Origin of the sequence: Brevibacterium senegalense, from assembly GCF_000285835.1 — a bacterium.
Classification (GTDB): domain Bacteria; phylum Actinomycetota; class Actinomycetes; order Actinomycetales; family Brevibacteriaceae; genus Brevibacterium; species Brevibacterium senegalense.
Window position 1 is genome coordinate 121,110 of sequence record NZ_HE978600.1, and the last position, 21,343, is coordinate 142,452.

20 protein-coding genes are annotated in these 21,343 nt (G+C 72.4%); 4 read left to right on the forward strand and 16 right to left on the reverse strand.

What is annotated here, in order from left to right:
- Position 1: 1 nt before the first annotated feature.
- Positions 2 to 2,269 (forward strand): accessory Sec system translocase SecA2, encoded by a 2,268-nt coding sequence (gene secA2, locus HGBR_RS00570; RefSeq protein WP_019157389.1) that lies wholly within the window; start codon positions 2 to 4, stop codon positions 2,267 to 2,269.
- 58 nt (positions 2,270 to 2,327) lie between these two features.
- On the opposite strand, the gene HGBR_RS00575 is transcribed toward secA2, so the two are convergent.
- The 5 genes from HGBR_RS00575 to HGBR_RS15795 form a co-directional block, all read right to left on the reverse strand.
- On the reverse strand, positions 2,328 to 4,991 hold the full coding sequence (locus HGBR_RS00575; protein WP_019157390.1) for a DEAD/DEAH box helicase: 2,664 nt from the start codon (positions 4,989 to 4,991) through the stop codon (positions 2,328 to 2,330).
- A gap of 4 nt (positions 4,992 to 4,995) precedes the next feature.
- Positions 4,996 to 5,757 carry a twin-arginine translocase subunit TatC gene (gene tatC, locus HGBR_RS00580; RefSeq protein ID WP_040364540.1) on the reverse strand — a complete coding sequence of 254 codons (762 nt, stop codon included), beginning with the start codon at positions 5,755 to 5,757 and terminating at the stop codon, positions 4,996 to 4,998.
- Positions 5,758 to 5,834: 77 nt separating this feature from the next.
- Entirely contained in the window at positions 5,835 to 6,122 is a 288-nt protein-coding gene (locus HGBR_RS15790; protein ID WP_019157392.1) for a twin-arginine translocase TatA/TatE family subunit, read from the reverse strand.
- 32 nt (positions 6,123 to 6,154) lie between these two features.
- On the reverse strand, positions 6,155 to 7,153 hold the full coding sequence (locus tag HGBR_RS00590; RefSeq protein ID WP_019157393.1) for a helix-turn-helix transcriptional regulator: 999 nt from the start codon (positions 7,151 to 7,153) through the stop codon (positions 6,155 to 6,157).
- On the reverse strand, positions 7,146 to 8,204 hold the full coding sequence (locus HGBR_RS15795) for a helix-turn-helix transcriptional regulator (RefSeq protein ID WP_161601828.1): 1,059 nt from the start codon (positions 8,202 to 8,204) through the stop codon (positions 7,146 to 7,148). Before HGBR_RS15795 ends, HGBR_RS00590 begins: the two co-directional genes overlap by 8 nt.
- A 19-nt stretch (positions 8,205 to 8,223) precedes the next feature.
- On the opposite strand from HGBR_RS15795, the gene HGBR_RS00600 reads away from it, so the two are divergent.
- Complete coding sequence (locus tag HGBR_RS00600) at positions 8,224 to 9,357, forward strand: DUF3866 family protein (RefSeq protein ID WP_019157395.1); 1,134 nt, start codon at positions 8,224 to 8,226, stop codon at positions 9,355 to 9,357.
- Positions 9,358 to 9,423: 66 nt separating this feature from the next.
- On the opposite strand, the gene HGBR_RS00605 is transcribed toward HGBR_RS00600, so the two are convergent.
- Genes HGBR_RS00605 through dop form a run of 7 tightly spaced genes read right to left on the reverse strand, consistent with a single transcriptional unit; the run spans position 9,424 to position 15,543 of the window.
- A complete protein-coding gene (locus HGBR_RS00605) occupies positions 9,424 to 9,804 on the reverse strand; it encodes an FKBP-type peptidyl-prolyl cis-trans isomerase (protein ID WP_019157396.1) in 381 nt (126 codons plus the stop codon).
- 42 nt (positions 9,805 to 9,846) lie between these two features.
- On the reverse strand, positions 9,847 to 10,800 hold the full coding sequence (locus tag HGBR_RS00610; RefSeq protein WP_019157397.1) for an FKBP-type peptidyl-prolyl cis-trans isomerase: 954 nt from the start codon (positions 10,798 to 10,800) through the stop codon (positions 9,847 to 9,849).
- Between the two features lie 31 nt (positions 10,801 to 10,831).
- Positions 10,832 to 12,301, reverse strand: a complete 1,470-nt coding sequence (pafA, locus tag HGBR_RS00615; RefSeq protein WP_019157398.1) for a Pup--protein ligase — start codon at positions 12,299 to 12,301, stop codon at positions 10,832 to 10,834.
- A complete protein-coding gene (gene prcA / locus HGBR_RS00620; protein WP_019157399.1) occupies positions 12,298 to 12,954 on the reverse strand; it encodes a proteasome subunit alpha in 657 nt (218 codons plus the stop codon). The genes pafA and prcA overlap by 4 nt, the downstream gene beginning before the upstream one ends.
- A complete protein-coding gene (gene prcB, locus HGBR_RS00625) occupies positions 12,951 to 13,760 on the reverse strand; it encodes a proteasome subunit beta (protein WP_019157400.1) in 810 nt (269 codons plus the stop codon). Before prcB ends, prcA begins: the two co-directional genes overlap by 4 nt.
- Positions 13,757 to 13,954: a ubiquitin-like protein Pup gene (locus HGBR_RS00630; protein WP_019157401.1), complete on the reverse strand. Its 198-nt coding sequence runs from the start codon at positions 13,952 to 13,954 to the stop codon at positions 13,757 to 13,759. Before HGBR_RS00630 ends, prcB begins: the two co-directional genes overlap by 4 nt.
- A 35-nt stretch (positions 13,955 to 13,989) precedes the next feature.
- Positions 13,990 to 15,543 carry a depupylase/deamidase Dop gene (gene dop, locus HGBR_RS00635; RefSeq protein WP_019157402.1) on the reverse strand — a complete coding sequence of 518 codons (1,554 nt, stop codon included), beginning with the start codon at positions 15,541 to 15,543 and terminating at the stop codon, positions 13,990 to 13,992.
- 20 nt (positions 15,544 to 15,563) lie between these two features.
- Here dop and HGBR_RS00640 point away from each other — a divergent pair, with 20 nt between their 5' ends.
- Positions 15,564 to 15,941: a DUF3054 domain-containing protein gene (locus HGBR_RS00640; RefSeq protein WP_019157403.1), complete on the forward strand. Its 378-nt coding sequence runs from the start codon at positions 15,564 to 15,566 to the stop codon at positions 15,939 to 15,941.
- A 34-nt stretch (positions 15,942 to 15,975) separates the two neighbouring features.
- On the opposite strand, the gene arc is transcribed toward HGBR_RS00640, so the two are convergent.
- Genes arc through HGBR_RS15800 form a run of 3 tightly spaced genes read right to left on the reverse strand, consistent with a single transcriptional unit; the run spans position 15,976 to position 19,791 of the window.
- Positions 15,976 to 17,565 (reverse strand): proteasome ATPase, encoded by a 1,590-nt coding sequence (arc, locus tag HGBR_RS00645; protein WP_019157404.1) that lies wholly within the window; start codon positions 17,563 to 17,565, stop codon positions 15,976 to 15,978.
- Entirely contained in the window at positions 17,555 to 18,598 is a 1,044-nt protein-coding gene (locus HGBR_RS00650) for a tRNA (adenine-N1)-methyltransferase (RefSeq protein ID WP_019157405.1), read from the reverse strand. The genes arc and HGBR_RS00650 overlap by 11 nt, the downstream gene beginning before the upstream one ends.
- Positions 18,599 to 18,633: 35 nt before the next feature.
- Complete coding sequence (locus tag HGBR_RS15800; RefSeq protein WP_019157406.1) at positions 18,634 to 19,791, reverse strand: site-2 protease family protein; 1,158 nt, start codon at positions 19,789 to 19,791, stop codon at positions 18,634 to 18,636.
- A gap of 28 nt (positions 19,792 to 19,819) precedes the next feature.
- Between HGBR_RS15800 and HGBR_RS00660 the strand changes: the two genes are divergently transcribed.
- Positions 19,820 to 20,632: a RecB family exonuclease gene (locus HGBR_RS00660; protein ID WP_019157407.1), complete on the forward strand. Its 813-nt coding sequence runs from the start codon at positions 19,820 to 19,822 to the stop codon at positions 20,630 to 20,632.
- Here HGBR_RS00660 and HGBR_RS00665 read toward each other — a convergent pair.
- On the reverse strand, positions 20,610 to 21,299 hold the full coding sequence (locus tag HGBR_RS00665; protein ID WP_019157408.1) for an HAD family hydrolase: 690 nt from the start codon (positions 21,297 to 21,299) through the stop codon (positions 20,610 to 20,612). The genes HGBR_RS00660 and HGBR_RS00665 overlap by 23 nt on opposite strands.
- Positions 21,300 to 21,343 lie beyond the last annotated feature (44 nt).

The window sequence follows — 21,343 nt, forward strand, 5'->3', positions numbered from 1 at the left end:
CATGGGTTTCCTCTCTCGACTGCTCAACCGTCCAGGAGCGCAGGCCGACAGGCGTGTCGGATGGTTCGATCGCGCACAGGCCGACCTCGACCGCCACGGTGAGGAGTACGCGCAGCAGACCGATGCGGAGCTGTCGGAGACCGCGCGCACGCTCTTCGAGACCGGCGGTCGCGAGGACCAGCTGGTCCGCTTCGCGGCACTCGCCCGCGAGGCGGCGGAACGCGCACTGGGAGAGCGTCCCTACGACCCGCAGCTGCGCGGACTCATCGGCCTGCTGGACGGCACGATCGTGCAGATGCTCACCGGCGAGGGGAAGACCCTCGTGGGTGCGCTGGCCGCTGCGGGCTACGCCCTGCAGGGCCGCCGCGTACACGTCGTGAGCGTGAATGACTACCTGGCGGTCCGTGACCGCGACTGGATGGGACCGCTCTTCGACCTCCTGGGCGTGAGCGCCGATTCCGTGTCCGGTGCGAAGTCCGACGAGCAGCGCCGTGAGGCCTATCGCGCCGAGGTCGTCTACGGGTCCGTCTCCGAGATCGGCTTCGACGTCCTGCGGGACCGCTTCCGGCTGCCGGACGAGGACGTCCGGGTCGAGGCTCGCGATGTCGTCATCGTCGACGAGGCGGACTCCGTCCTCATCGACGAGGCCCGCGTGCCGCTCGTGCTGGCGGGGTCGACGATCCGCGAGGAGGCCGATCGGCGCATCGCCCGCCTCGTGGCGCAGCTGGATGCCCAGACGCACATCGAGGTGAGCGAGGACCGCCGGTCCGTCGCCCTCTCCCCCGCGGGCATCGACGAGGTCGAGCGGATCCTCGACGTCGAGCTCTACGGCGACGACGCGCAGACGCTGGCCGCCGTCAACATCGCGCTCTACGCGCGCATGCTCGTCCACCGCGACGTCGACTACCTCGTGAGCGACGGCGAGATCCGGCTCATCGACGCGGCCCGCGGTCGCGTCGCGCAGCTGCAGCGCTGGCCGGACGGGCTGCAGGCCGCGGTCGAGGCGAAGGAGAGCCTCGAGACCTCGACGAGCGGGGAGATCCTCGACCAGATGACCGTCGAGGAGCTCATCCACTCCTACACGCGCGTGTGCGGCATGACCGGCACCGCGCTGGCCGTGGGCGAGGACCTGCGCGAGTTCTACTCGCTCGAGATCGTCGCGGTCGACCCGCACGAGCCCGTCATCCGCGTCGATGAGCCGGACCGCCTCTTCACGTACCAGGAGTCGAAGGAGCGGGCGATCGTCGAGGAGGTCGCCCGCGCCCACGCGGCGGACCGCCCGGTCCTCGTGGGCACCCGCTCGGTGGCGGAGAGCGAATCGCTGGCCGCACGACTGCGCGAGCGCGGCATCGAGTGCGAGGTCCTCAATGCGAAGGACGACACGCGCGAGGCGCAGATCATCGCGGGCGCCGGCCGGGCCGGGGCCGTCACGGTGTCGACGCAGATGGCCGGCCGCGGCACGGACATCCGGCTGGGTGACGCGGACGTGGCCGACGCCGGCGGACTCCTCGTCATCGGTGCGGGCCGCTACGAGTCCTCGCGCCTGGACGACCAGCTGCGCGGCCGTGCGGGCCGCCAGGGCGATCCGGGCAGCTCCGTCTTCTTCACGAGCCTCGAGGACGAGCTCATGAGCCGCGTGCCGGAGGCGCAGCGCTTCCTCGAGGAGGGCGACGAGACCGGCCTCATCACGGCGAAGCGCGCGGCACTGCTCGTCGAGCACGCGCAGCGGATGGCGGAGGGCGAGAACACCGCCGTCCACCGCGACACGTGGCGCTTCAACGAGCTCATGGCGCAGCAGCGACAGCTCGTCCTCGACCGCCGCGACGAGGTGCGCACCGGTGCCCGCGGACCGCAGGAGGTCCGCGACCTGCTGGCGGACGACCGCGTCGCGGAGATCGAGGAGCAGACGTCGGCGGACATCCTCGACGAGGCGATCCGCGACCTGCTGCTGTTCGCGATCGACGAGCGCTGGGTCGAGCACCTCGCGTACCTCAACGACCTGCGCGAGGGCATCCACCTGCGCACCCTGGCGCGCGAGAAGCCCCACGAGGCGTTCAACGCGGAGTCGATCGAGGCGTTCGCGACGTTCTGGGACGACGTCCTCGACCGGGCGCGGACCGTGCTCGTCGAGGCGGAGCCGGGAGAGGACGGCCTGGATCTGCCGGCGCACGGCCTCAAGCGGCCGTCGTCCACGTGGACCTACCTCACGACGGAGAACGTGTTCGGCTCCGATCTCGAGTCCGTCGTCAAGCGCATCCGCCGCGACTGACCTGCGGCACCGGCGGCCCCGTGGGGCCGCCACCGGGTCGCAGTCGGACTGCGACGCATCATTCCGCGACGACGCCGCGGCGGATCGACTCCGCCGCGCGGCGCACGCGCACCGCGGTCGCCGGCTCGCACACGTCCGCGATCTGTCCCAGGACATCGAGGGTCTGCTTCGCCCAGCGCACGAAATCGCCGGCGGCGATCCCCGCGCCCTTGAGCGTCGCGGTGAGCGAATCGCCCTCCGTCCAGCGGTAGAGGAGGCGGCCGATCCCGAAGTCCGGCTCCGGCGTCCGGGACAGCCGCGCGGAGCCCTCGAGCTCGGAGACGGTCCGCCACAGCCCGTGGACGTCGAGGACAGCGGCGTCCAGCGACGCGGTGGGCATGCGCGGCAGCCCGAACGAGTCCTGCTGGCGCGCGCTGTAGACGAGGCCCGAGGCCAGTGCGGCGATCTCCGGTTCGCTGAGCGCGTCGAAGACGCCGCCGCGCACCGCGAGCGCCGTCACGAGGTCGCGCTCCCCGTAGATCCGACGCAGGACCCGCCCGTCGGGCAGGAAGCCCACGGAGGTGAGCACGTCGCACACCCGCTCGAAGACGAGCGCGATCGACGTCGTCCGGCTGTCGATCTTCGCCCGCAGCGCGGCGGTCTCCGCTTCGAGCCGGTCCGCCCGCTCCGCCCACCGCGCGTGGTGCTCGCGATCGGGGCAGGAGTGGCACGGATGCGCGCGGATCGCGCCGCGCAGCTCCTCGACGCGCGGTGACGCGGAGGACGACGGGCTGTCGCCGTCGCGCGCCTGCTGCGCCTGGGCCTGCGCGGTCGTGGGGTCGGTGACGCGGCCGTCGGCCAGCGCCTCCGCGAGCGTGTCCCCCAGGCGCCTGCGCTGCTCCGCGACGCGGTGGTTGAACTTCTTGGGCATCTTGACCCGGCCCAGCTTGAGCGCGGGCTCCGTCACCTCGTGGGGGCGCAGGTGCCACACGCGCCCGGTCTCCGACAGCACGGAGGGCAGGCGGGTGTCGCCGTCGCGGCGCTGCAGCGGGCTCAGGACGACACTGGCGCCCAGCGAGCGCTTCGACGGCAGGGTCACGACATCGCCCACCCGCAGCAGTCCCAGGGACTCGATGACATCGCGCTGGCGGGCCTTCGTCCGGGTCCGACGCTGGCGCTTCTCCTCGACGGACAGCTCGCGGCGCAGTCGGGCGTACTCCCCGAAGTCGCCGCGGTCGCAGGCCATCGACTCCCGGTAGCCGGCGATGCCCTCCTCGTTGCGGCGCAGCTTCCGGGCGAGACCCACGACGGCGGTGTCCGCCTGGAACTGCGCGAACGAGGTCTCGAGGACCCGGCCTGCGGACTCGCGGTCCATCCGGTCCAGCAGGTTCGCCGCCATGTTGTACGTGGGCACGAACTGACTGCGCAGCGCGTACGTGCGCTTCGAGGCCAGCGCTGCGATGTCCGCGACGTCCAGGCCGGACTGCCACACGACGACCGCGTGCCCCTCCGTGTCGATGCCGCGGCGGCCGGCCCGACCGGTCAGCTGGGTGTACTCCCCCGGCGTGATCTGGACGTGCGCCTCGCCGTTGAACTTCACGAGCTTCTCCAGCACGACGGTGCGCGCGGGCATGTTGATCCCCAGCGCCAGGGTCTCCGTCGCGAACACCGCACGCAGGTGGCCGGCCGCGAAGAGCTCCTCGACGAGCTCCTTGAACTGCGGGATCATCCCCGCGTGGTGGGCGGCGAAGCCGTGCAGCAGTCCGGACGAGAAGGTGCCGAAGCCCAGGATGCCCAGGTCCTCGCGGGGCATCTGCGCGACGAGCGCGTCGAGGCGCTCCTCGATCGCCCGCTTCTCCTCGTCCGTCGTGAGATCGATGCCGTGGGTCAGCAGCTGCTCGACCGCCTCGTCGCAGCCGTTGCGCGAGAAGATGAAGAAGATCGCCGGCAGGAGGTTCTCCTCCTCCAGCCGCTCGAGGATCTGCAGGCGGGAGGTCCGCGGCACGCGCGCCGGGGGCCGTCTGCGGCCCCGTCCGCCCCCGCGCTGACCGCGGTTCTCGACCGAGCGGATCGCCCGGATGAGGTCCGGGTCCGGCTCCGTCGTCGAGCCCGCCCGGAAGAGCCGGTTGATGCGTCCGTCGACCAGCACGTGGTTGTGGAGGGGGACGGGCCGGTGCTCGGTCACGACGACGTCCAGCTGGCCGCGGACCTCGCGCAGCCACGCGCCGAACTCCTCCGTGTTCGACACCGTCGCGGACAGCCCCACGATCCGCACGTGCGCGGGGAGGTGGATGATGACCTCCTCCCACACGGGGCCGCGGAAGCGGTCCGCCAGGTAGTGGACCTCGTCGAGGACGACGAACCCCAGGGCGGCGAGGTCGTCGCCCGAGTGGAGCATGTTCCGCAGCACCTCGGTCGTCATGACGACGATGGGGGCAGACCGGTTGATGGACGTGTCACCCGTCAGGAGGCCCACCTGGTCGGCACCGAAGTCGCGGACGAAATCCGCGTACTTCTGGTTGCTGAGCGCCTTGATGGGCGAGGTGTAGAACACCCGGACGCCGCGATGGCGGGCCAGGGCGACGGCGAACTGCGCGATGACGGTCTTGCCGGCACCCGTGGGGGCCGCCACCAGCACGGACCGGTCCTCCAGGAGGTCCTGGCAGGCGGTCCGCTGGAAGCGGTCGAGCCGGAACCCCAGCTCCGCCTGGAACCCGTCCAGCAGGTCGTGCGTTTCGGTCACGCGCTCAGTCCTCCTCCGGGTCGACCCACAGGCCCTCCCTCATGAGCTTCCGCTTCCGGCGCCGGTCGCCCAGGAGGCAGACGATCCACGCCGCGAAGAACAGCGCGAGCATGGGGATGACGAGGAAGAACATGGAGATCGCGTCCGGCGCCGGTGTCGCGATCGCGGCGAACACGAAGACGATGAGGACGACGATGCGCCAGGACTTCCGGATGCGGTCCGCGGACAGGATGCCCAGCATGTTGAGGCCCACCATGATGACCGGCAGCACGAACGCCAGGCCGAACACCACGATGATGATCATGACGAAGGAGAGGTACTCCTGCGCCGGGATGATGTTGCTCGCCCCCTCCGGGGTGAACGCCGTGAGCGCCCGCACCGCGTTGGGGAGGGCGAAGAACGCGAGGCACGCGCCGCCCAGGAACAGCGGGATCGACACGAGGACGAAGCCCAGCGTGTAGCGCTTCTCCGTCTTCGTGAGTCCGGGCACGATGAACGCCCACAGCTGCTGGATCCACACCGGCGACGACAGGATGAGGCCGATGAAGAGCGACACCTTGACCTTCATGTCGAACGGCGAGGCGACGCCCGCGTAGTTGAGCTCCGCGACGCGCCCCTCCTGCGCCGCGATCTCCTCGACCGGCAACTGGAGGATCGCCAGCACGGGGTCGTAGAGGATCCAGCCCGCCACCGCCGCGAGCACCAGCGCGACGGCGCAGACGATCATCCGGTTGCGGAACTCGATGAGGTGCTCCGACAGCGGCATGCGCCGCTCCGGATCCTTCTTCGACCTCTTCCAGCTCCGTGGGTTCTGCTGCTCCACCAGATCCGTGGCCCGTGCGCTCAGGAGCGTCGCGTCGAGTCGTCGTCGGTCTGCGGATCGGCCTGCTGCGCGGACCCGCCGGTCACGTCGTCGACGGTGGGCGCGGACGACCGCTCCTGGATCTGGCGCGGGGCCTCCTCCGACCCGCCGGCGTCCTTGTCCTTGTCCGTGCGCAGATCATCCACCTCGGACTTGAACACCTTGAGCGACTTGCCGATGTTCTTCGCGATCATCGGCAGCTTCGGCGCACCGAAGATGAGGAGGATCACGATGACGAGGATGATGATGTGGATGGGCTCCGGGCGCATGAAGGCTCCTTGGGTCGATGCTGGGGACCAGTCTAGTCCTTCGCCCCGTGCTCCTCCTGTGCGGGAGGGTCGGCGCGGTCGTAGAGCGCCAGCGCCGCGCGTGTCGCCTGCAGCGCGGAGGAGACGACGGACTCGGGGCGCGCCTCCCGGACGCCGGCACCGTGCGCGGTCAGCAGGCGGACCGCCCACGCGCGTCCCGCCTGCGGGAGCGACACGGCGACCGAGCCGGGGCCTCGGGCGTCGTCGACGCGGGTGCCGCCCTGTGCGGCAGGATCCAGTTCGTCGGCCAGCCACGCGGCCTCCGGGGAGAGCACGAGGTCGAGGCCCGTGTCCTCCTGCGCGGACGCCGCCGTCGCGCCGTTCCCCGCCGGTGCGGCGGCACCGTCCGTGAGCACGGACGCCGCGGCGGGCGTCGCGCTGCGGATGCGGTCGACGGCGAAGGAGCGGTCACCGCCGGCGGTGAGGCAGTGCGCGTCGAGGTACCAGACGCGCCCCAGGCGCAGACGCAGCGGCCGGATCGTCCGCCGGGTCAGCTCGTCGCGGGCCGGCACGTAGTAGTCGATGTCGAGGGTCTCCCCCGTCTCGATCGCCGCGCGCACCGTCGCGGCCAGGTCGGCCGGGATCCGCGGCGGGGCGGCATCGACGGCGGTGCCCGGGACCTCGCCCGCGGCGGTCGCGAGCTTCGCCCGCACGGACGCGAGGACCTCCGGCTCCGCCTGCCGGGCGGAGTCGAGGTAGTCGAGCGCCAGCAGCAGGCCGCCCGCCTCGTGGGCGCTCAGCCGGACCGGGACGGACACCTCGTCCGCGTTGCCCACGAAGACGGCGCCGCTGCCCCATTCGGCCTCGATGAGGTCGTCCGGCATGTGCCCGGGCCGGCCGGTCACGAAGAGGAGCTCGAGGTCGTCGACGATCTGCGCGCGGGGCACCCCGAAGTGGGCGGCGACCTCGTCGAGGTCCGTGCCCGGCCGCCGGGTCAGGTACGGGACGAGCCCCAGCAGGCGGGACAGGCGGTCCTGGGCGCGCTCAGCCATCGTGGGCCTCCTCCAGGGCGGCGGCGGTGCGCCGCAGCAGATCGACGTGGGTGCGCAGGAGGGCGTGGGGCCCCAGCACGACGACGGACGGCGAGAAGTCCAGCAGGCGGTGGGCGAAGGCGTCGAGGTCGTCGACGCCCAGGCTGAGGACGTCCCACCCGGTCGGGATTGTGGGCGATTCCGCGGGCACCGGGGGGACCGTGCCGCGGGCGGCCTCGCGCAGCGGCAGCGCGCGGTCGGGCGCAACGGCGAGGACGACCTCGTGCGCGGTCGTGCGGCCCCGCCGCCCCGGCTCCCCCACCTGTTCTGGTGCGCGATCCTGCGGCAGGTGCGCGGCCGCGCTGAAGTCCTCCGGGATGCGGTAGTCGCCGTCGCGGCGGCGGGGCGCACGGCTGACCCGGCCGGTGATGCGGGAGAGCCGGAACGTGCGCAGCGCGTCGCGGTCGACATCGCGGCCCACCACATACGACCGGTCGCCGCGGGTCAGGAGGGCGTACGGCTCGAGGGTCCGGCGCGCGGGTTCGCGGCCGGGCGGACGGTAGTCGAAGACGACGCAGCGGCGGTCCGCGACCGCCCGCAGCAGGCCGGCGAACGCCGTCCCCGCGACCGTCGTGGGGACCTGGGCCTCGACCTCCCGGTCTGCGGCGGGGGCTTCGAAGCCCTCCCCCAGCCCGCGCAGCTTGTTGAGGGCGCTGCGGGCGTCCGCGGCCAGGGCAGTGCCGGACAGGAGCGACTGCGCGACGGAGACGACCGCGGCCTCGGCGGGGGTGAAGTCGAGACGGGTGAGCGCGTAGCCCTCGTCCTCGATCCGGTAGCCGTAGCCGGTGTCGCCCGTGAACGGGTCGTCCCACGCGGTCGAGGAGATCGCGATGCCCAGCTCCTCGAGGGTCGCCTTGTCGCGGGAGAACTGGCGGTCGAAGGCGACGTCGTCCAGCTGCGCGTACTCCTCGATGCTGCGGCGCAGCTGATCCCTGTCCGTCCAGCCGCGCGCTGCGCGCAGGGCGATGAGCAGGTTCATGAGCCGCTCGGTCTGACGTCGCTCTCGTGACACGTCCCCTACAGTACTCACCATGATCCACTGGCGTCGCGCGACAGTCCGCGCAGTCCTGTCCGACCGTCCCGGGGCCCGGGAGGTGCGCGTCGAGCTCCACTCGCCCCTCCCCGCGGTGGACGGCACCCCGCGGGACGGCGACCTCACCGTCCGGGCGCTGGCCTACACGGACCTCGTGGGGGCGCCGGAGGTGAATGACGCGGTGCTGCTGAACGTGTCCGCGCTGGCACGCCGCCTGGGCACGGGCGGGTTCGCGCTCGTGACGGCGATCCCCGACCGGTTGCCCGCTGACCCCCCGCCGGGGCCCGGTCACCTCGTGAAGGACCGGTACTCGCCGCTGCAGACGATGGTCCTGGGCGTCGACGACCAGGAGTCGCCGCACCACGACGTGCTCGCAGTGGCGGATGGCATGTATGGCACGCCGGTCGTCGTCGCGGACCTCCACTCCGCACTGCCGGCGATCATCGCGGGCGTCCGGGCGGATGCGCCGGAGGCCCGCATCGCCTACGTCATGACGGACGGGGCGGCGCTGCCGCTGTCGTTCTCGCAGGCGGTCGCGGGGCTGCAGGAGGCGGGCCTGCTGCACACGACCGTGACCGTGGGACAGGCGCACGGCGGCGACCTCGAGGCCGTCACGGTGCACACGGGTCTGCTGGCCGCGGTGCACGTGGCGAACGCGGACGTCGTCATCGTGTCCCAGGGTCCGGGCAATCTGGGCACGGGGACGCCCTACGGCTTCTCCGGCCTCGTCGTGGGCGATCACCTGAATGCGGCCGCCCTGCTGGGCGGCACGCCGATCGCCGCACTGCGGATGTCGCAGGCGGATGCGCGGGAGCGCCACCTGGGCATCTCCCACCACACGCTCACGGCCGTGGGACGGGTCGCCCGACCGGGCTGCCTCGTCCCGGTCCCCCGGTCGTCATCGCAGGACGCCGCCGAGGCCCCGGTCACCGTCGCGCTGGACGCGCAGCTGCCGCAGCTGGAGACCGCCGGCCACACGCTCGTCGACGTGTCGACGGACGGGCTGCGGGAGGCGCTGGAGTTCTCGCCGGTGCGCCTGTCGACGATGGGCCGAGGACTGGACGAGGACACGATCGCGTTCCTCGCCTCCGCCGCCGCCGGGAGGCTGGCCGCGCAGCGGATCGGGGGCTGAGAGCAGACAGCGGCGCCGCTGACCCGCAGGTGCGGATCAGCGGCGCCGCCGCGTGAGTGTCGGCGCTCAGGCGCCCGCGATCCCCTCGAGGTCGCACACGAAGACGAGGCTCTCGTTCGGCCCGATCGCGCCGGGCACGCCGTTCGGGCCGTAGGCCAGGTGCGGCGGGATGCGCAGCGTGCGGCGTCCGCCCACGCGCATGCCCTGGACGCCCTGGTCCCAGCCCGCGATGACCATGCCCACGCCCAGCTTGAACTGCAGCGGGGTGCCGCGGTTGTACGAGGCGTCGAACTCCTCGCCCGTCGAGTGGGCCACGCCCACGTAGTGGACGGCGACGGTGTCGCCGGCCTTCGCCTCGGGGCCCTCGCCCACGATGTCGTCGGTGATCTCGAGGTCCGTCGGGGCGGCGTCGCCCGGGAAGTCGATCTCCGGCTTCTGCTTGCTCATGTGATGCTCCTTGCTCTGAGTCGGTCCGCTGTCGACCGGGCGTCAGCCCACGGCCGAGAGGATGTCGATGACGAACACGAGGGTCGCGCCGCCGGGGATGGACGGCGGGGAGCCGCCGTCGCCGTAGCCCTTGTCCGGCGGGATGACGACGACGATCTGCGAGCCCACCTTCTGGCCCACGAGCGCCTCGTTCCAGCCGTCGATGACAGGGGCGGAGCCCACGCCCTGGACGACGAACGGCTCGCCGCGCTCCCACGAGCTGTCGAACGGCTCGGACGCGTCGTCCCACAGCCAGCCCGTGTAGTGGACGGACACGTTCTGGCCCTCCTCGACCTGGGGACCGTCGCCCTCGATCGCGACGCCCGTCTGCAGCTCTGCCGGCGCATCGCCCTCGGGCTGCTCGATCGACGGGGAGCCGTCGTCCCCGCGGGTCACGGCCGGGAACTCCTCCGGGAGGTCCTGCTCCTCGCCCTCGGCGCGCTCGAGCGCCTCCGGGATCTCCTCGACGCCCTCGATGTCGATGACGTAGACGAGCGTCTCCGCCTCCTGACCGGCCGAGGCCGCGCCGTTGAGCGAGAGCAGCACGCGGGAGCCCACGTTCTGGCCCACGACCGCGTCGAAGAGCCCCTCGTTGATCTGCTCCGTGTCCGTGGGGAAGCCGGACGGCGAGTCCGCGTCGTAGGACGACTCGACGACCTCGCCGCTCGTGCCGGACACGAGCGTCATGTGGGCGGTGACCTGCTGGCCCTCCTCGACCGTCTCCCCGTCGCCCTCGGCGACGACGGTGGACTCCGTCTCCTCGATGACGAGCGGCGCCTCGAACGTGACGGTGGGCTTCTCGCCGGGCGCTCCCTCGACGGTCACCTCGTCCAGCGCGGTCGAGGCCGGCTGCACGTCCGCCGTGGGCGACGCGGCGGTCTGGTCGGCCTCGTCGGCGCTGCACGCGGAGAGCAGGAGGACGGCCGCCGCGGTGGCGGCGAGCACGGTCTTCTTCACAGGTGTTCCTTCCGATCGGTACGGGGCGATCCTAGACGCTGCGGCTGGGCGCCTCGTCCAGCAGGGCGGTGATGAGGGCCTCGGCCCGCTCGCTGACCGGCTCGAACGGGTCCTTGAGGACGACCGCACGGTGGGACTGGTCGTTGAGGCGCAGGTGCACCCAGTCGACCGTGAAGTCCCGCCGGGCTCGGTGAGCGGCCTCGACGAAGCGTCCCCGCAGCTGCGCCCGGGTGGTCTCCGGCGGCCGGTGCCGGGCCGTCGCGATCTCGTAGGGCGTCACGACCGGCACGGCGCGTCCCGCCTCCCGGAGCGGTCCCAGCAGTCCCGATCCCGGGGTGATGTCGTGGTAGGCGACGTCCAGGCGGGTGAGCCGGGGGTCGTCCCAGTCGGAGCCGGAGCGCTCGCGGTACCGGTCCATGAGCGACTTCTTGAGGACCCAGTCGATCTCGCCGGCCAGGGGCGTGGGATCGCCCGCCTCGATCGCGTCGAGGAGGCGGCGCCAGCGGTCGAGGACCCGGGCGGCGACCGCATCGTCGCCCAGCGAGTGGTCGCCGCGGGCCACGAGCGCGGTCGCGTGCTCGAGGTAGACCCGCTGGAGCGACAGGGCGTCCGTCGTCCGGCCGTCCGCGGACTCCAGCGGGGTCCGCCCGGTCAGGTCGCGGCTCACCAGCCGGATGTCGCGGATGGGGTGCCGCAGCGAGCGGTCGCCCATGGGCACGCCCGCCTCGATGAGGTCGAGGACGAGGATCGCGGAGCCCACCTTGAGCTCCGTCGTCGCCGGCAGCATCGAGGAGTCGCCCACGATCACGTGCAGCCGGCGGTACTTCTCCGCATCCGCGTGCGGTTCGTCGCGCGCGTTGATGATGGGCCGGGAGCGGGTCGTCGCGGACGACAGCCCCTCCCACATGACGTCCGAGCGCGCGGACAGGCCGAAGGTCCGGCCCCCGGTCTGCGGGCGCGCGTCCGGGGCCGATCCCGCACCGGCCCGGTTCGTCTCGCCCGTGGGGACTTGGAAGGTGGGGCGGGCGGGGACGAGGGCGCCGGCGCCCACGAGCAGCTGCCGGGTCACGAGGAACGGCAGCAGGACGGAGGTGAGGTGCGAGAAGTCCATCGACCGGCGCACCAGCAGGTTCTCGTGGCTGCCGTACGAGTTGCCCTGCGCGTCCGTGTTGTTCTTCACGAGGTGCGCGCGGCCGTCGTGGCCGTCGGCCTCGAGCGCGGCCTGGGCGTTGACCAGCAGGTCCGCGAGGATCGCATCGCCGGCCCCGTCCTGGGCGATGAGGTCGGTGAGGCGGTCGCACTCCGCGGTCGCGTACTCCGGGTGCGAGCCCACGTCCAGGTAGAGGCGCGAGCCGTTGGGCAGGAACACGTTCGAGGACCGGCCCCAGTCGACGACGGGACGGAACAGGTAGCGGGCCACCTCCTCGGGTCCCAGCCGGCGGGTCGTGTCCGCCGTGTACGCGATCCCGTACTCGGTCTCCAGGCCGTAGATGCGCCTCATGCGTCTGCCTCCAGTCGACGGAACGTGCGCGGCGAGTCGGTCGTGCGGTCCAGCAGTGCGACCTCGCGCTGGGCGGCGGGGGCATCCGCCAGGCCCATCGCCGCGAGTCCCGCCGCGAGCGCCGCTTCGAGTCCCAGGCCGGCGAGGTCCGTGTCCCCCAGCGCCCGGGTGATCGCCTCGGCGCCCGCGCCCAGGGCGACGTGGCCGCGCTCGTGCGCGACGGAGCCGTCGAAGGAGAGGCGGAAGAGCCGGTCCGCGGCCGCCTCCTCCCCCAGTTCGGCGACGACCAGCTCGACCTCGTAGGGCTTCTGCTCGGTCGTGAAGACCCCGGCCAGGGTCTGCGCGTACGCGTTCGCCAGGCCGCGCGCGCTCACGTCGCTGCGGTCGTAGGCGTATCCGCGCAGGTCCGCGTAGCGCACGCCCGCCTGCCGCAGGCCCTCGAACTCGTTGAACTTCCCCACCGCGGCAAAGCCGATCCGATCGTAGATCTCCGCGATCTTGTGCAGGGACGACGACGGGTTCTCCGCCAGCAGCAGGATCCCGTCCGCGCAGCTGAGGACGAGGACGGGCCGCCCGCGGGCGATGCCCTTGCGGGCGAACTCCGCCCGGTCCTTCATGAGCTGCTCGGGGCTCACGTAGAACGGGACGCTCATGACTCCTCCTCCCCCGGCAGCGACCGCCGGGCCGGGACCGCCAGCGCCGAGGCCGCCGCGAGGACCGTCTCCTGCGGCACCTCCCGCTCGCCGTCGGCGGTCACGATGCGGATGATCGGGGCGATGCCGCCCACCAGGTCCGTGCCGCCGGTCGCGGCGTCGTCACGGGCGGCGTCGCCCAGGGCCTCGAGGGCCAGGCGGATGCCGTCCTCGGTCGTGAGGCCCTTGCGCCAGAGGCGACGCAGGGTCGACCGGGCGGGACCGGAGCCGGAGCCGATCGCGTGGTGGTCGACCTCCTCGTACTTCCCGCCGGTCGCGTCGAAGCTGAAGATCCGTCCCGGTGCGGAGGGGTCGTCCGTCAGTCCGGCCAGCAGCGGGACGACGGCGAGCCCCTGCATCGCGAGCCCCAGCTGGGACCGGAGCATCGCGGCCAGCCGGGTGGCCTTGCCCTCGAGGGAGAGCGGTGTGCCCTCGATCTTCTCGTAGTGCTCGAGCTCCACCTGGAAGAGCCGCACGAGCTCCAGGGCGAGTCCCGCCGTGCCGGCGATCCCGATGACCGCGCGGCGGTCCGCGCGGTGGACCTTCTCGATGCGGCGACTGGCGATGTGGTGACCGGCCGTCGCCCGGCGGTCACCGGCCATGAGGACTCCGTCCGCAGTCCGCAGCGCCAGCACCGTCGTGCCCTCCGGCGCCAGGGCGGGGCTGAGGCCGCCGGTCGCGGGCAGCGCCTCCGGCTGCGCCTCGCGCACGAGGTCGAAGAAGGAGGTCGAGGTCGAACTGAGGAACGACGGGCCGAAGCCGGTCACTGCCCGCCCTTCTGGACGAAGTTGCGGACGAACTCCTCCGCGTTCGACTCGAGGACGCTGTCGATGTCGTCGAGGATCGAGTCGACGGCGGTCGTGTCGATCTGCGTCTGCGCCTGGACGACCGGTGCGTCGTCCTCCGGCGGCTCCGGCCGCTCGTTCCGGTCGCGGTTCGCCTGCTCGCTGCTGCTCGTCATCGTGTTGCCTCTCCTCCGACTGTCTGCGGTGTGCCTCAGTCTAGTGAGGCCGGCCCCGCGTGGTCCGCCCGGAGCCGCTCGATGAGATCGTCCGCGCTCCCGGCGGCGTGCAGGGCGGCCCCCACGGCCTCGCGCGTGTGCCCCAGGGGGCTGCGCATGCCGATGCGCACGTGCGTGCCGTCCGCGCGCTCGAGGACGACGGCGTCCCACGACGCGGCGGCGACCGCCGGGGCGAACCGTTCGATGACGCCGCCGCGCAGGAACGCGCGGGTGTCGTGCGGTGCGGTGTCCACGGCGGCCTCGACCTGCGCATCCGTCGTGAGACGGCGGATCCGGCCGGCGGACTCGAGCCGGTGGAACAGCCCCTTCTCGCGGCGCACGTCCGAGTACTGCACGTCGATGAGCGCGAGCGTGGGGTCGTCCCACGCGAGGTCGCCGCGCGTGCGGTAGCCCTCGAGCAGCACGAGCTTCGCGACCCAGTCGATGTCTGCCGCCAGCTCGCGCGGCTCCCGCGCCAGCGCGGTGAGGAACCGGTCCCACTCGGCCAGCACCTCCGCCGTCGCGGGGTCGGGATCCGGCCCTGCGGCCCGCTGTGCGGCGTCCCAGTAGAGCCGCTGGACGTCGATCGCGGTGAGTGCAGACCCGTCCGCCAGCGGCAGTGCGGCCGTGAGCGTGAGGTCGTGGCTGACGGTCTGCAGCGCGGTGACCGGGTCCGCCAGCTCGAGGTGCGGGGCGAGGCCCGCCTCGATGAGCCCCAGCACCAGTGCGGTCGAGCCGAAGCGCACGAGTGTCGCGGGCTCCGCGAGCGTCGCATCGCCGATGATGACGTGCAGGCGGCGCCACTGCGTGCCGTCCGCGTGCGGTTCGTCGCGCGTGTTGACGATGGGGCGGCGGAGGGTCGTCTCGAGGCCGATCTGCTCCTCGAAGAAGTCCGCGCGCGAGGAGATCTGGTAGCCGGGGACCTCCCCGCTGCGTCCGATCCCCACCCGGCCGGCGCCGCAGAGGATCTGGCGTGTCGTGAAGAACGGGATGAGTGCGGCCGCCAGCAGGTCGAAGTCGACGTCGCGACGGACGAGGTAGTTCTCGTGCGCGCCGTACGAGGACCCCTTCGAGTCCGTGTTGTTCTTGTAGAGGTTGACCGGCTCCGCGGTGGACGCGAGGGAGCGCACGCACTCCTCCGCCACCCGATCGCCCGCCCGGTCCCACACGAGCACGTCGCGGGGTGTGCGGACCTCCGGCGACGAGTACTCCGGGTGGGCGTGGTCGACGTAGAGCCTGGCGCCGTTGGCCAGCACGACGTTCGCCAGGTACTGCGCGTCCGGCATCGCGTCCGGCAGGTGGGTGAGCTGGCTCACATGCGCGTCCGACTCGTGCATGAGGAAGCCGCGGGCGTCCGCCAGCGGGGTCTCCGCGCTGAAGTCCCAGAAGCTCTGGGCGGACCGCAGACCGCGCGGAGCGGCGTACGCGTCGACGACCCGGGCGGAGTCGCGCATCGGGTTGGCGCCGGGACGACCTGGCTCGCTGATGCCGAACTCCGTCTCCGCGCCCATGACGCGCACCGCACTCACCGGGGGGACCTGCTGGGACATGCTCCTCCTACAATCGAGGCGTGGCTTCGAAGAAATCATCTCATCTCGTCCTCGCCCTGGCCGTCGACCTCGTGCTGGTCGTCGCGTTCGTCATCGTGGGGCACGTCCAGCACTACCGGAGCCTGGACCCGGCGGCCCTGCTGCAGACCGCGTGGCCGTTCCTCGCGTCCCTGGCCGTCGCGTGGGTGCTGACCCGCGTGTGGCAGAAGCCGCTGGCCCCGCTCACCACCGGGACCGGGATCTGGGCGATCACCGTCCTCGTGGGGCTGGTGCTGCGCGCGATCGGCGGGGTCTCCGTCGCAGAGCCCTTCCTCATCGTCGCGGCGGGCCTCAACTTCGTGACGCTCGTGGGCTGGCGACTCATCGCGTCCGCGGCCGTGGGCCGCGGCGCACGCTGATCGGACGTCCGACCTCGTCACACACGAGTCCTCGTCACACGGGGGTCTGCTCGCCCGTCCGGATGAGGCGCAGGTGGGTGATCCGCTCGCCGCGGCGGCCGCTGATGCGCGCCCACTCGTCCGGGTTCGTCGTGTTGGGCAGGTCCTCGTGCTCCTCGAACTCCTCCGCGATCGCCCGGTCGAAGTGCTCCCACCGGATGCCGCGGCCCTCACCGGAGAGCACGGACTTGATCGCGTGCTTCTTCGCCCGGTCGACGACGTTGTGGATCATCGCACCGGAGGAGAAGTCGGAGAAGAAGAGGACCTCGCGCCGGCCGTCCGCGTACGTGACCTCGACGAACTCGTTGTCGCGGGAGCGGGCGTACATCCGCTGCACGCAGCGGTCGATGAGCGCCTCGACGCCCTCCTCCGCGAGCGTCGGGTGCAGCGGCAGCCGCGCCGTCACGTACTTCGAGAAGATGTCGCGGGCGGCGTCCTCGTTCGGACGCTCGATCCGGATCTTCACGTCCAGGCGGCCCGGGCGGAGGATCGCGGGGTCGATGAGGTCCTCGCGGTTGGAGGCGCCGATGACGATGACGTTCTCCAGCGACTCGACGCCGTCGATCTCCGCGAGCAGCTGGGGGACGATCGTCGTCTCCACGTCGGAGGACTTGCCGGTGCCGCGCGTGCGGAAGAGCGACTCCATCTCGTCGAAGAAGACGACGACGGGCGAGCCGGCGGTCGCCTTCTCGCGGGCCCGGGCGAAGATGATCCGCAGCTGGCGCTCCGTCTCGCCCACGTACTTGTCCAGCAGCTCGGGGCCCTTGACGTTGATGAAGTAGCTCGTGGCGGACGGATCCGCGCGCCGGGCCGACAGCGAGTTCGCGACCGCCTTCGCGATGAGCGTCTTGCCGCAGCCGGGCGGGCCGTAGAGCAGGATGCCCTTGGGCGGCTTGAGCTCGTGCTCCTCGAACAGCTCCGGGTTCTCGAACGGCATCTCGACGGCGTCCTGGATCTGGTCGATCTGGGCCGCGAGGCCGCCCACGTCCGCGTACGAGATGTCCGGGACCTCCTCGAGCAGGAGAGTCTGGACCTCGGGCTTCTCCACGACCTCGGTCGCGAACTGCGTGCGCCGGTCGACGAGCACGTGGTCGCCCACCCGCACGCCGCGGGCGCGCAGGTCGGTCCCCAGCCGGCAGACCATCTCGTCGTCGTTGGGGCCCCCGATGATGATGCGGTCGCCGTCGGGCATGACCTCGCGCACCGGGGCCACGTCGCCCACGCCGCTGGGGGCGGCCGCGTCGATGACGACGAGTCCCTCGGACAGGCGGACGTCCGCCCCCGGCACCAGCACCGCGTCTCCCACGTCCGGGGCGACGGCCAGGCGCATGCGGCGGCCCGAGGCCAGCACGTCGACCGTGCGCCCCTCGCCCCCGCTCTGTGGCGGGCGCAGCACCGTGCCGTACGTGTTGGGCGGCTCCGACAGCGCGGCGATCTCCGTCCGCACCCGGGTGAGCTCGTCACGGGCGCCCCGCAGGGTCGCCGTGAGGTTCTCGTTCCGCTTGCCGGCGGCCACGAGCTGCTGGCGCATCATGGAGTTCTCGCGCCGCAGCGTCGTGATCTCCGCGGTGGGCTCAGTCGTCATCCGATGCATCCTCGTCCTGTGCGTACTCCTCTGCGATCCTCGCCCGCGACCCGGCCTGCCGGCCCAGCTTCCGGAGCCGCTTCGCGGGTGCGGTGCGCTGACCGATGGCGTGCTCCGTGATCTCCGGTTCGAACCACTGCTCGAGGTCCTCCTCGCTGGGGGTGCTGCCCTGGGGGCGGCGCGACCGCTCGAGCGGCGACTGGCCGTCGTGGAGCCTGCGGGCGAACAGGAGGAAGCCGGTGTGGCCGATCATCCGGTGGGAGGGGCGGACGGCCAGGCCCTCGAGGTGCCAGTCGCGGACCATCGACTCGAGCGCGCGGGGCTCGGCGAACCTCTGCGAGGTGCGCACGGCCTCGGCGGTCCGCGACAGCTGGGAGGCGGTCGCGACGTAGACGATGAGCATCCCGCCGCCGGTCAGCACGTTCGCGGCGACGTCGACGCACTCCCACGGTGCGAGCATGTCGAGGACGACGCGGTCGGCCTCCCCGGGCTCCAGCGTGTGCGGCAGCGTCTCCGCGAGGTCGCCCACTGAGCAGGTCCAGGCCGGGTGGGGTGCGCCGAAGAAGTCCTCGACGTTGCCCGCGGCGATCTGCGCGAACTCCTCGCGGCGCTCGAAGGAGTGGACGCGCCCGGCGTCGCCCACCGCCCGCAGGAGCGCGAGCGTGAGGGCGCCGGAGCCCACTCCGGCCTCGACGACGGTGGCACCGGGGAACACGTCGCCCAGGGTCGTGATGAGGGCGGCGTCCTTGGGGTAGACGACGGCCGCACCGCGCGGCATCGAGAGGACGAAGTCCTCGTAGGCGGGTCGCAGCGCCTGGTGGGCGATGCCCTCGCTGCTGTGGACCGTCACGCCCTCGGGCCCGCCCAGCAGATCGTCGTGCTCGATCCAGCCGCGGTGCGTGTGGAAGCGGTCGCCGGGGGTCAGCACGATCGTGTTGAGGCGGCCGCGGGGGTCGGTGAGCTGCACCTTGTCGCCGGGGCGCAGCGGCCCGCGCTGCATCCGTGCGCCGGTGGGGTTCGAGGACGTGTTCATCGTCTCCACTCTAGACCGAGCACGGGCTCCGGCGGTCAGTGGGCCAGCAGCTCGTCGAAGAACTCCGGCAGGTCGATGAGACCCACGAGCGTCTCGCCGTCGAGGACGAGGCAGTGCGTGGCTCGCGGGCGGTGCGTGAGCGATTCGAGCAGGTGGGGGGCCGTGATGTCCGCGGGCGCACCGATCCAGGAGCCCAGCGGTCGGATGTGCTCGTTCACCTCCGTGCCCGGTGCGGCCCGCTGCGCGGACCGGCGGTCGAGGAGCCCGTGCGGCAGCCCCGTGTCGTCGAGGACGACGACGAGGGGGCTGCGACCGGTCTGCGGGTCGACGTACTCGAGCGCCTCGTCCAGCGGCGATCGCCACGACGCGGCGATCGCGGGCTGGATGACGCGGCGCATGTCGTACGTCTCGACGCGTCGTGCGCGGCGGGCGTTCTTCGCGGCGTCCGCGGCCGAGACCCAGATCATGACGGCGATCGCGGTCGTCCACATGACGGTGACGAGATCCGGGGTGCCGCCGGTCAGCAGCGGCTGGAGCACCGCCCACGCGACGAAGCCCAGGGCGATGAGGCGGCCGGCCCAGGCGGCGAGGATCGTCCCCAGGAAGGGGCTGCCGGTGATGCGCCAGAAGACGGCCTGCAGCGCCCACCCGCCGTCCAGCGGGATGCCGGGCAGCAGATTGATCGCCCCCAGGGCCAGATTGGCGAGCGAGAACCCGAACAGCAGGAGCCAGGCGACGCTCCCCCGCTCCAGTCCGTCCAGGACGAGCCAGCCGGCGCCGCCCAGCACGAGGTTCACGACCGGCCCCACGACGGAGATCGTGAAGCTCGTCCACGCCGACCGCGGGGAGTCGGCCTGCTCGCGCGGCTCGAAGCGGGTGAAGCCGCCCCAGATGTTCAGTTCGACGGCGGCGACGCGGTAGCCGGCGAGGCGGCCCGCGACGGCGTGCGCCAGCTCGTGGAGGAAGACGGAGCCGAAGAGGACGACGGCGAAGATGAAGCCGATGACGTAGCCGGCCGGGCCCAGGTCCGGGCGCACGCGCGAGATCCACGGCGCGAAGAGGAGCGTGATGACGCCGGCGGCGATGAACCACGACCAGGCGAGCAGGACGGGGGCGCCCAGCACGGTGCCCAGACGGAGCCCGCCGGACGCTGCGGGCGCAGGAGCGTCTGCGGAAGCGGTGGGTTCAGGCACCGGACCATCGTACGGGTACGGTTGCCGCATGGCCGAACTGCTCGCTCTGTCCCCCTCGCGCGCGAACGACTTCGTGCAGTGCCCGCTCAAGTTCCGTCTGCGCAGCATCGACCGGCTGCCGGAACCGCCGTCGGAGGCGGCGTTCCGGGGCACGCTCGTCCACGCGGTGCTCGAGGACCTCTTCGACGCCGTCGCGCCGGAGCGCACGATCGAGACCGCGGTCGCCGGGATCGGTCCGGCACTGGACGCGCTGCGGGAGAAGGACCCGGACACGGTCGCGGAGCTGTTCCCCGGTCCGGACGCCCTCGCCCGACTGCAGGAGCAGGCCCGCACCCTGCTCGAGGCCTATTTCACCCTCGAGCTGCCGGAGAACCTGGAGCCGGCGGCCCGCGAGGAGTTCGTGCAGGCGCGGTTGGACAACGGCCTCACGCTCCGCGGCTTCGTCGACCGCACGGACATCGCGCCGGGCGGGCAGGTGCGCCTCGTCGACTACAAGACGGGCAAGCAGCCCAAACCGCAGTACTCGGGCGAGGCGGACTTCCAGATGCGGTTCTACGCGCTCGTCCACTGGCTGAGCCGGCGGGAGCTCGTCCACACGCTCCAGCTGTTCTACCTGGGCAGCCGCTCGACGGTCACGAAGCGGCCCACCGCGGCGGACATCGAGCGGACGGAGACGGAGATCCTCCAGCTGTGGGAGCAGATCGCCCGCGCCGCGGAGAACGACGAGTGGCGGCCGCGCCGCACCCCGCTGTGCGGCTGGTGCCACTTCAAGCCGATCTGCCCCGCGTGGGGCGGTACTCCCCCGCCCACACCGCAGATCACCGCGATCGCGGGGCGCTGAGCAGCTCCGCCGTCAGGGTGTCGAGTCCCGCGGCCGTCATCCCCTCGAGCGAGTCGACGAGGACCGCCCCGACCGTCTCCGGCAGGCCGACGATGTGCGGGATGCCCACGGCGCGGGTGCCCGCGGCCACGGCGGAGCGCAGCCCCGGCAGGGAGTCCTCGAGGGCCACGCACCGGTCCGGGGACTGCCCCACCGTCTGCGCGCCCACGAGATACGGCTCCGGGTGCGGCTTGCCGTGGGACACCTCGTCGCCCGTGACGAGGGACACGAAGGTGCCGGGCTCGCACGCGGCGACGACGGCCTCGGCGAGCCTGCGGTACGACATCGTCACGAGGGCGCACGGGACGCCTGCGGCCCGCAGGTCTGCCAGCAGCGCGAGCGCGCCGGGTCGGAACGGCACGTGCTCGCGGACCCGGGCGACGACCCCGTCCAGCAGGATCTCGACGATCTCCTCCGCCGGCAGCGGCAGGCCGTGCTCGCGGAGGATCTCCGCGCTGCGCAGCAGGGTGTTGCCCACCATGAGCTCGCCCAGTCGCTCGTCCCAGTGGAGGCCGTACCGGCCCATGAGCTCGATCTCCGCGGCCATCCAGTACGGCTCCGTGTCGACGAGGGTGCCGTCCATGTCCCAGAGGACCGCGGCGTAGCTGAGGGAGGAGGGGGTGCTCATGCCCCCAGCCTAACCGGCACGCACCGCGCGAGACGCGTAGTCTG

Excerpts from the sequence above, each read along its gene's own strand:
- secA2 (WP_019157389.1), top strand. The coding sequence starts at position 2 with ATGGGTTTCCTCTCTCGACTGCTCAACCGTCCAGGAGCGCAGGCCGAC.
- tatC (WP_040364540.1), bottom strand. The coding sequence starts at position 5,757 with ATGCCGCTGTCGGAGCACCTCATCGAGTTCCGCAACCGGATGATCGTC.
- HGBR_RS15790 (WP_019157392.1), bottom strand. The coding sequence starts at position 6,122 with ATGCGCCCGGAGCCCATCCACATCATCATCCTCGTCATCGTGATCCTC.
- HGBR_RS00590 (WP_019157393.1), bottom strand. The coding sequence starts at position 7,153 with ATGGCTGAGCGCGCCCAGGACCGCCTGTCCCGCCTGCTGGGGCTCGTC.
- HGBR_RS00600 (WP_019157395.1), top strand. The coding sequence starts at position 8,224 with ATGATCCACTGGCGTCGCGCGACAGTCCGCGCAGTCCTGTCCGACCGT.
- HGBR_RS00605 (WP_019157396.1), bottom strand. The coding sequence starts at position 9,804 with ATGAGCAAGCAGAAGCCGGAGATCGACTTCCCGGGCGACGCCGCCCCG.
- pafA (WP_019157398.1), bottom strand. The coding sequence starts at position 12,301 with ATGAGGCGCATCTACGGCCTGGAGACCGAGTACGGGATCGCGTACACG.
- prcA (WP_019157399.1), bottom strand. The coding sequence starts at position 12,954 with ATGAGCGTCCCGTTCTACGTGAGCCCCGAGCAGCTCATGAAGGACCGG.
- HGBR_RS00630 (WP_019157401.1), bottom strand. The coding sequence starts at position 13,954 with ATGACGAGCAGCAGCGAGCAGGCGAACCGCGACCGGAACGAGCGGCCG.
- dop (WP_019157402.1), bottom strand. The coding sequence starts at position 15,543 with ATGTCCCAGCAGGTCCCCCCGGTGAGTGCGGTGCGCGTCATGGGCGCG.
- arc (WP_019157404.1), bottom strand. The coding sequence starts at position 17,565 with ATGACGACTGAGCCCACCGCGGAGATCACGACGCTGCGGCGCGAGAAC.
- HGBR_RS00650 (WP_019157405.1), bottom strand. The coding sequence starts at position 18,598 with ATGAACACGTCCTCGAACCCCACCGGCGCACGGATGCAGCGCGGGCCG.
- HGBR_RS00660 (WP_019157407.1), top strand. The coding sequence starts at position 19,820 with ATGGCCGAACTGCTCGCTCTGTCCCCCTCGCGCGCGAACGACTTCGTG.
- HGBR_RS00665 (WP_019157408.1), bottom strand. The coding sequence starts at position 21,299 with ATGAGCACCCCCTCCTCCCTCAGCTACGCCGCGGTCCTCTGGGACATG.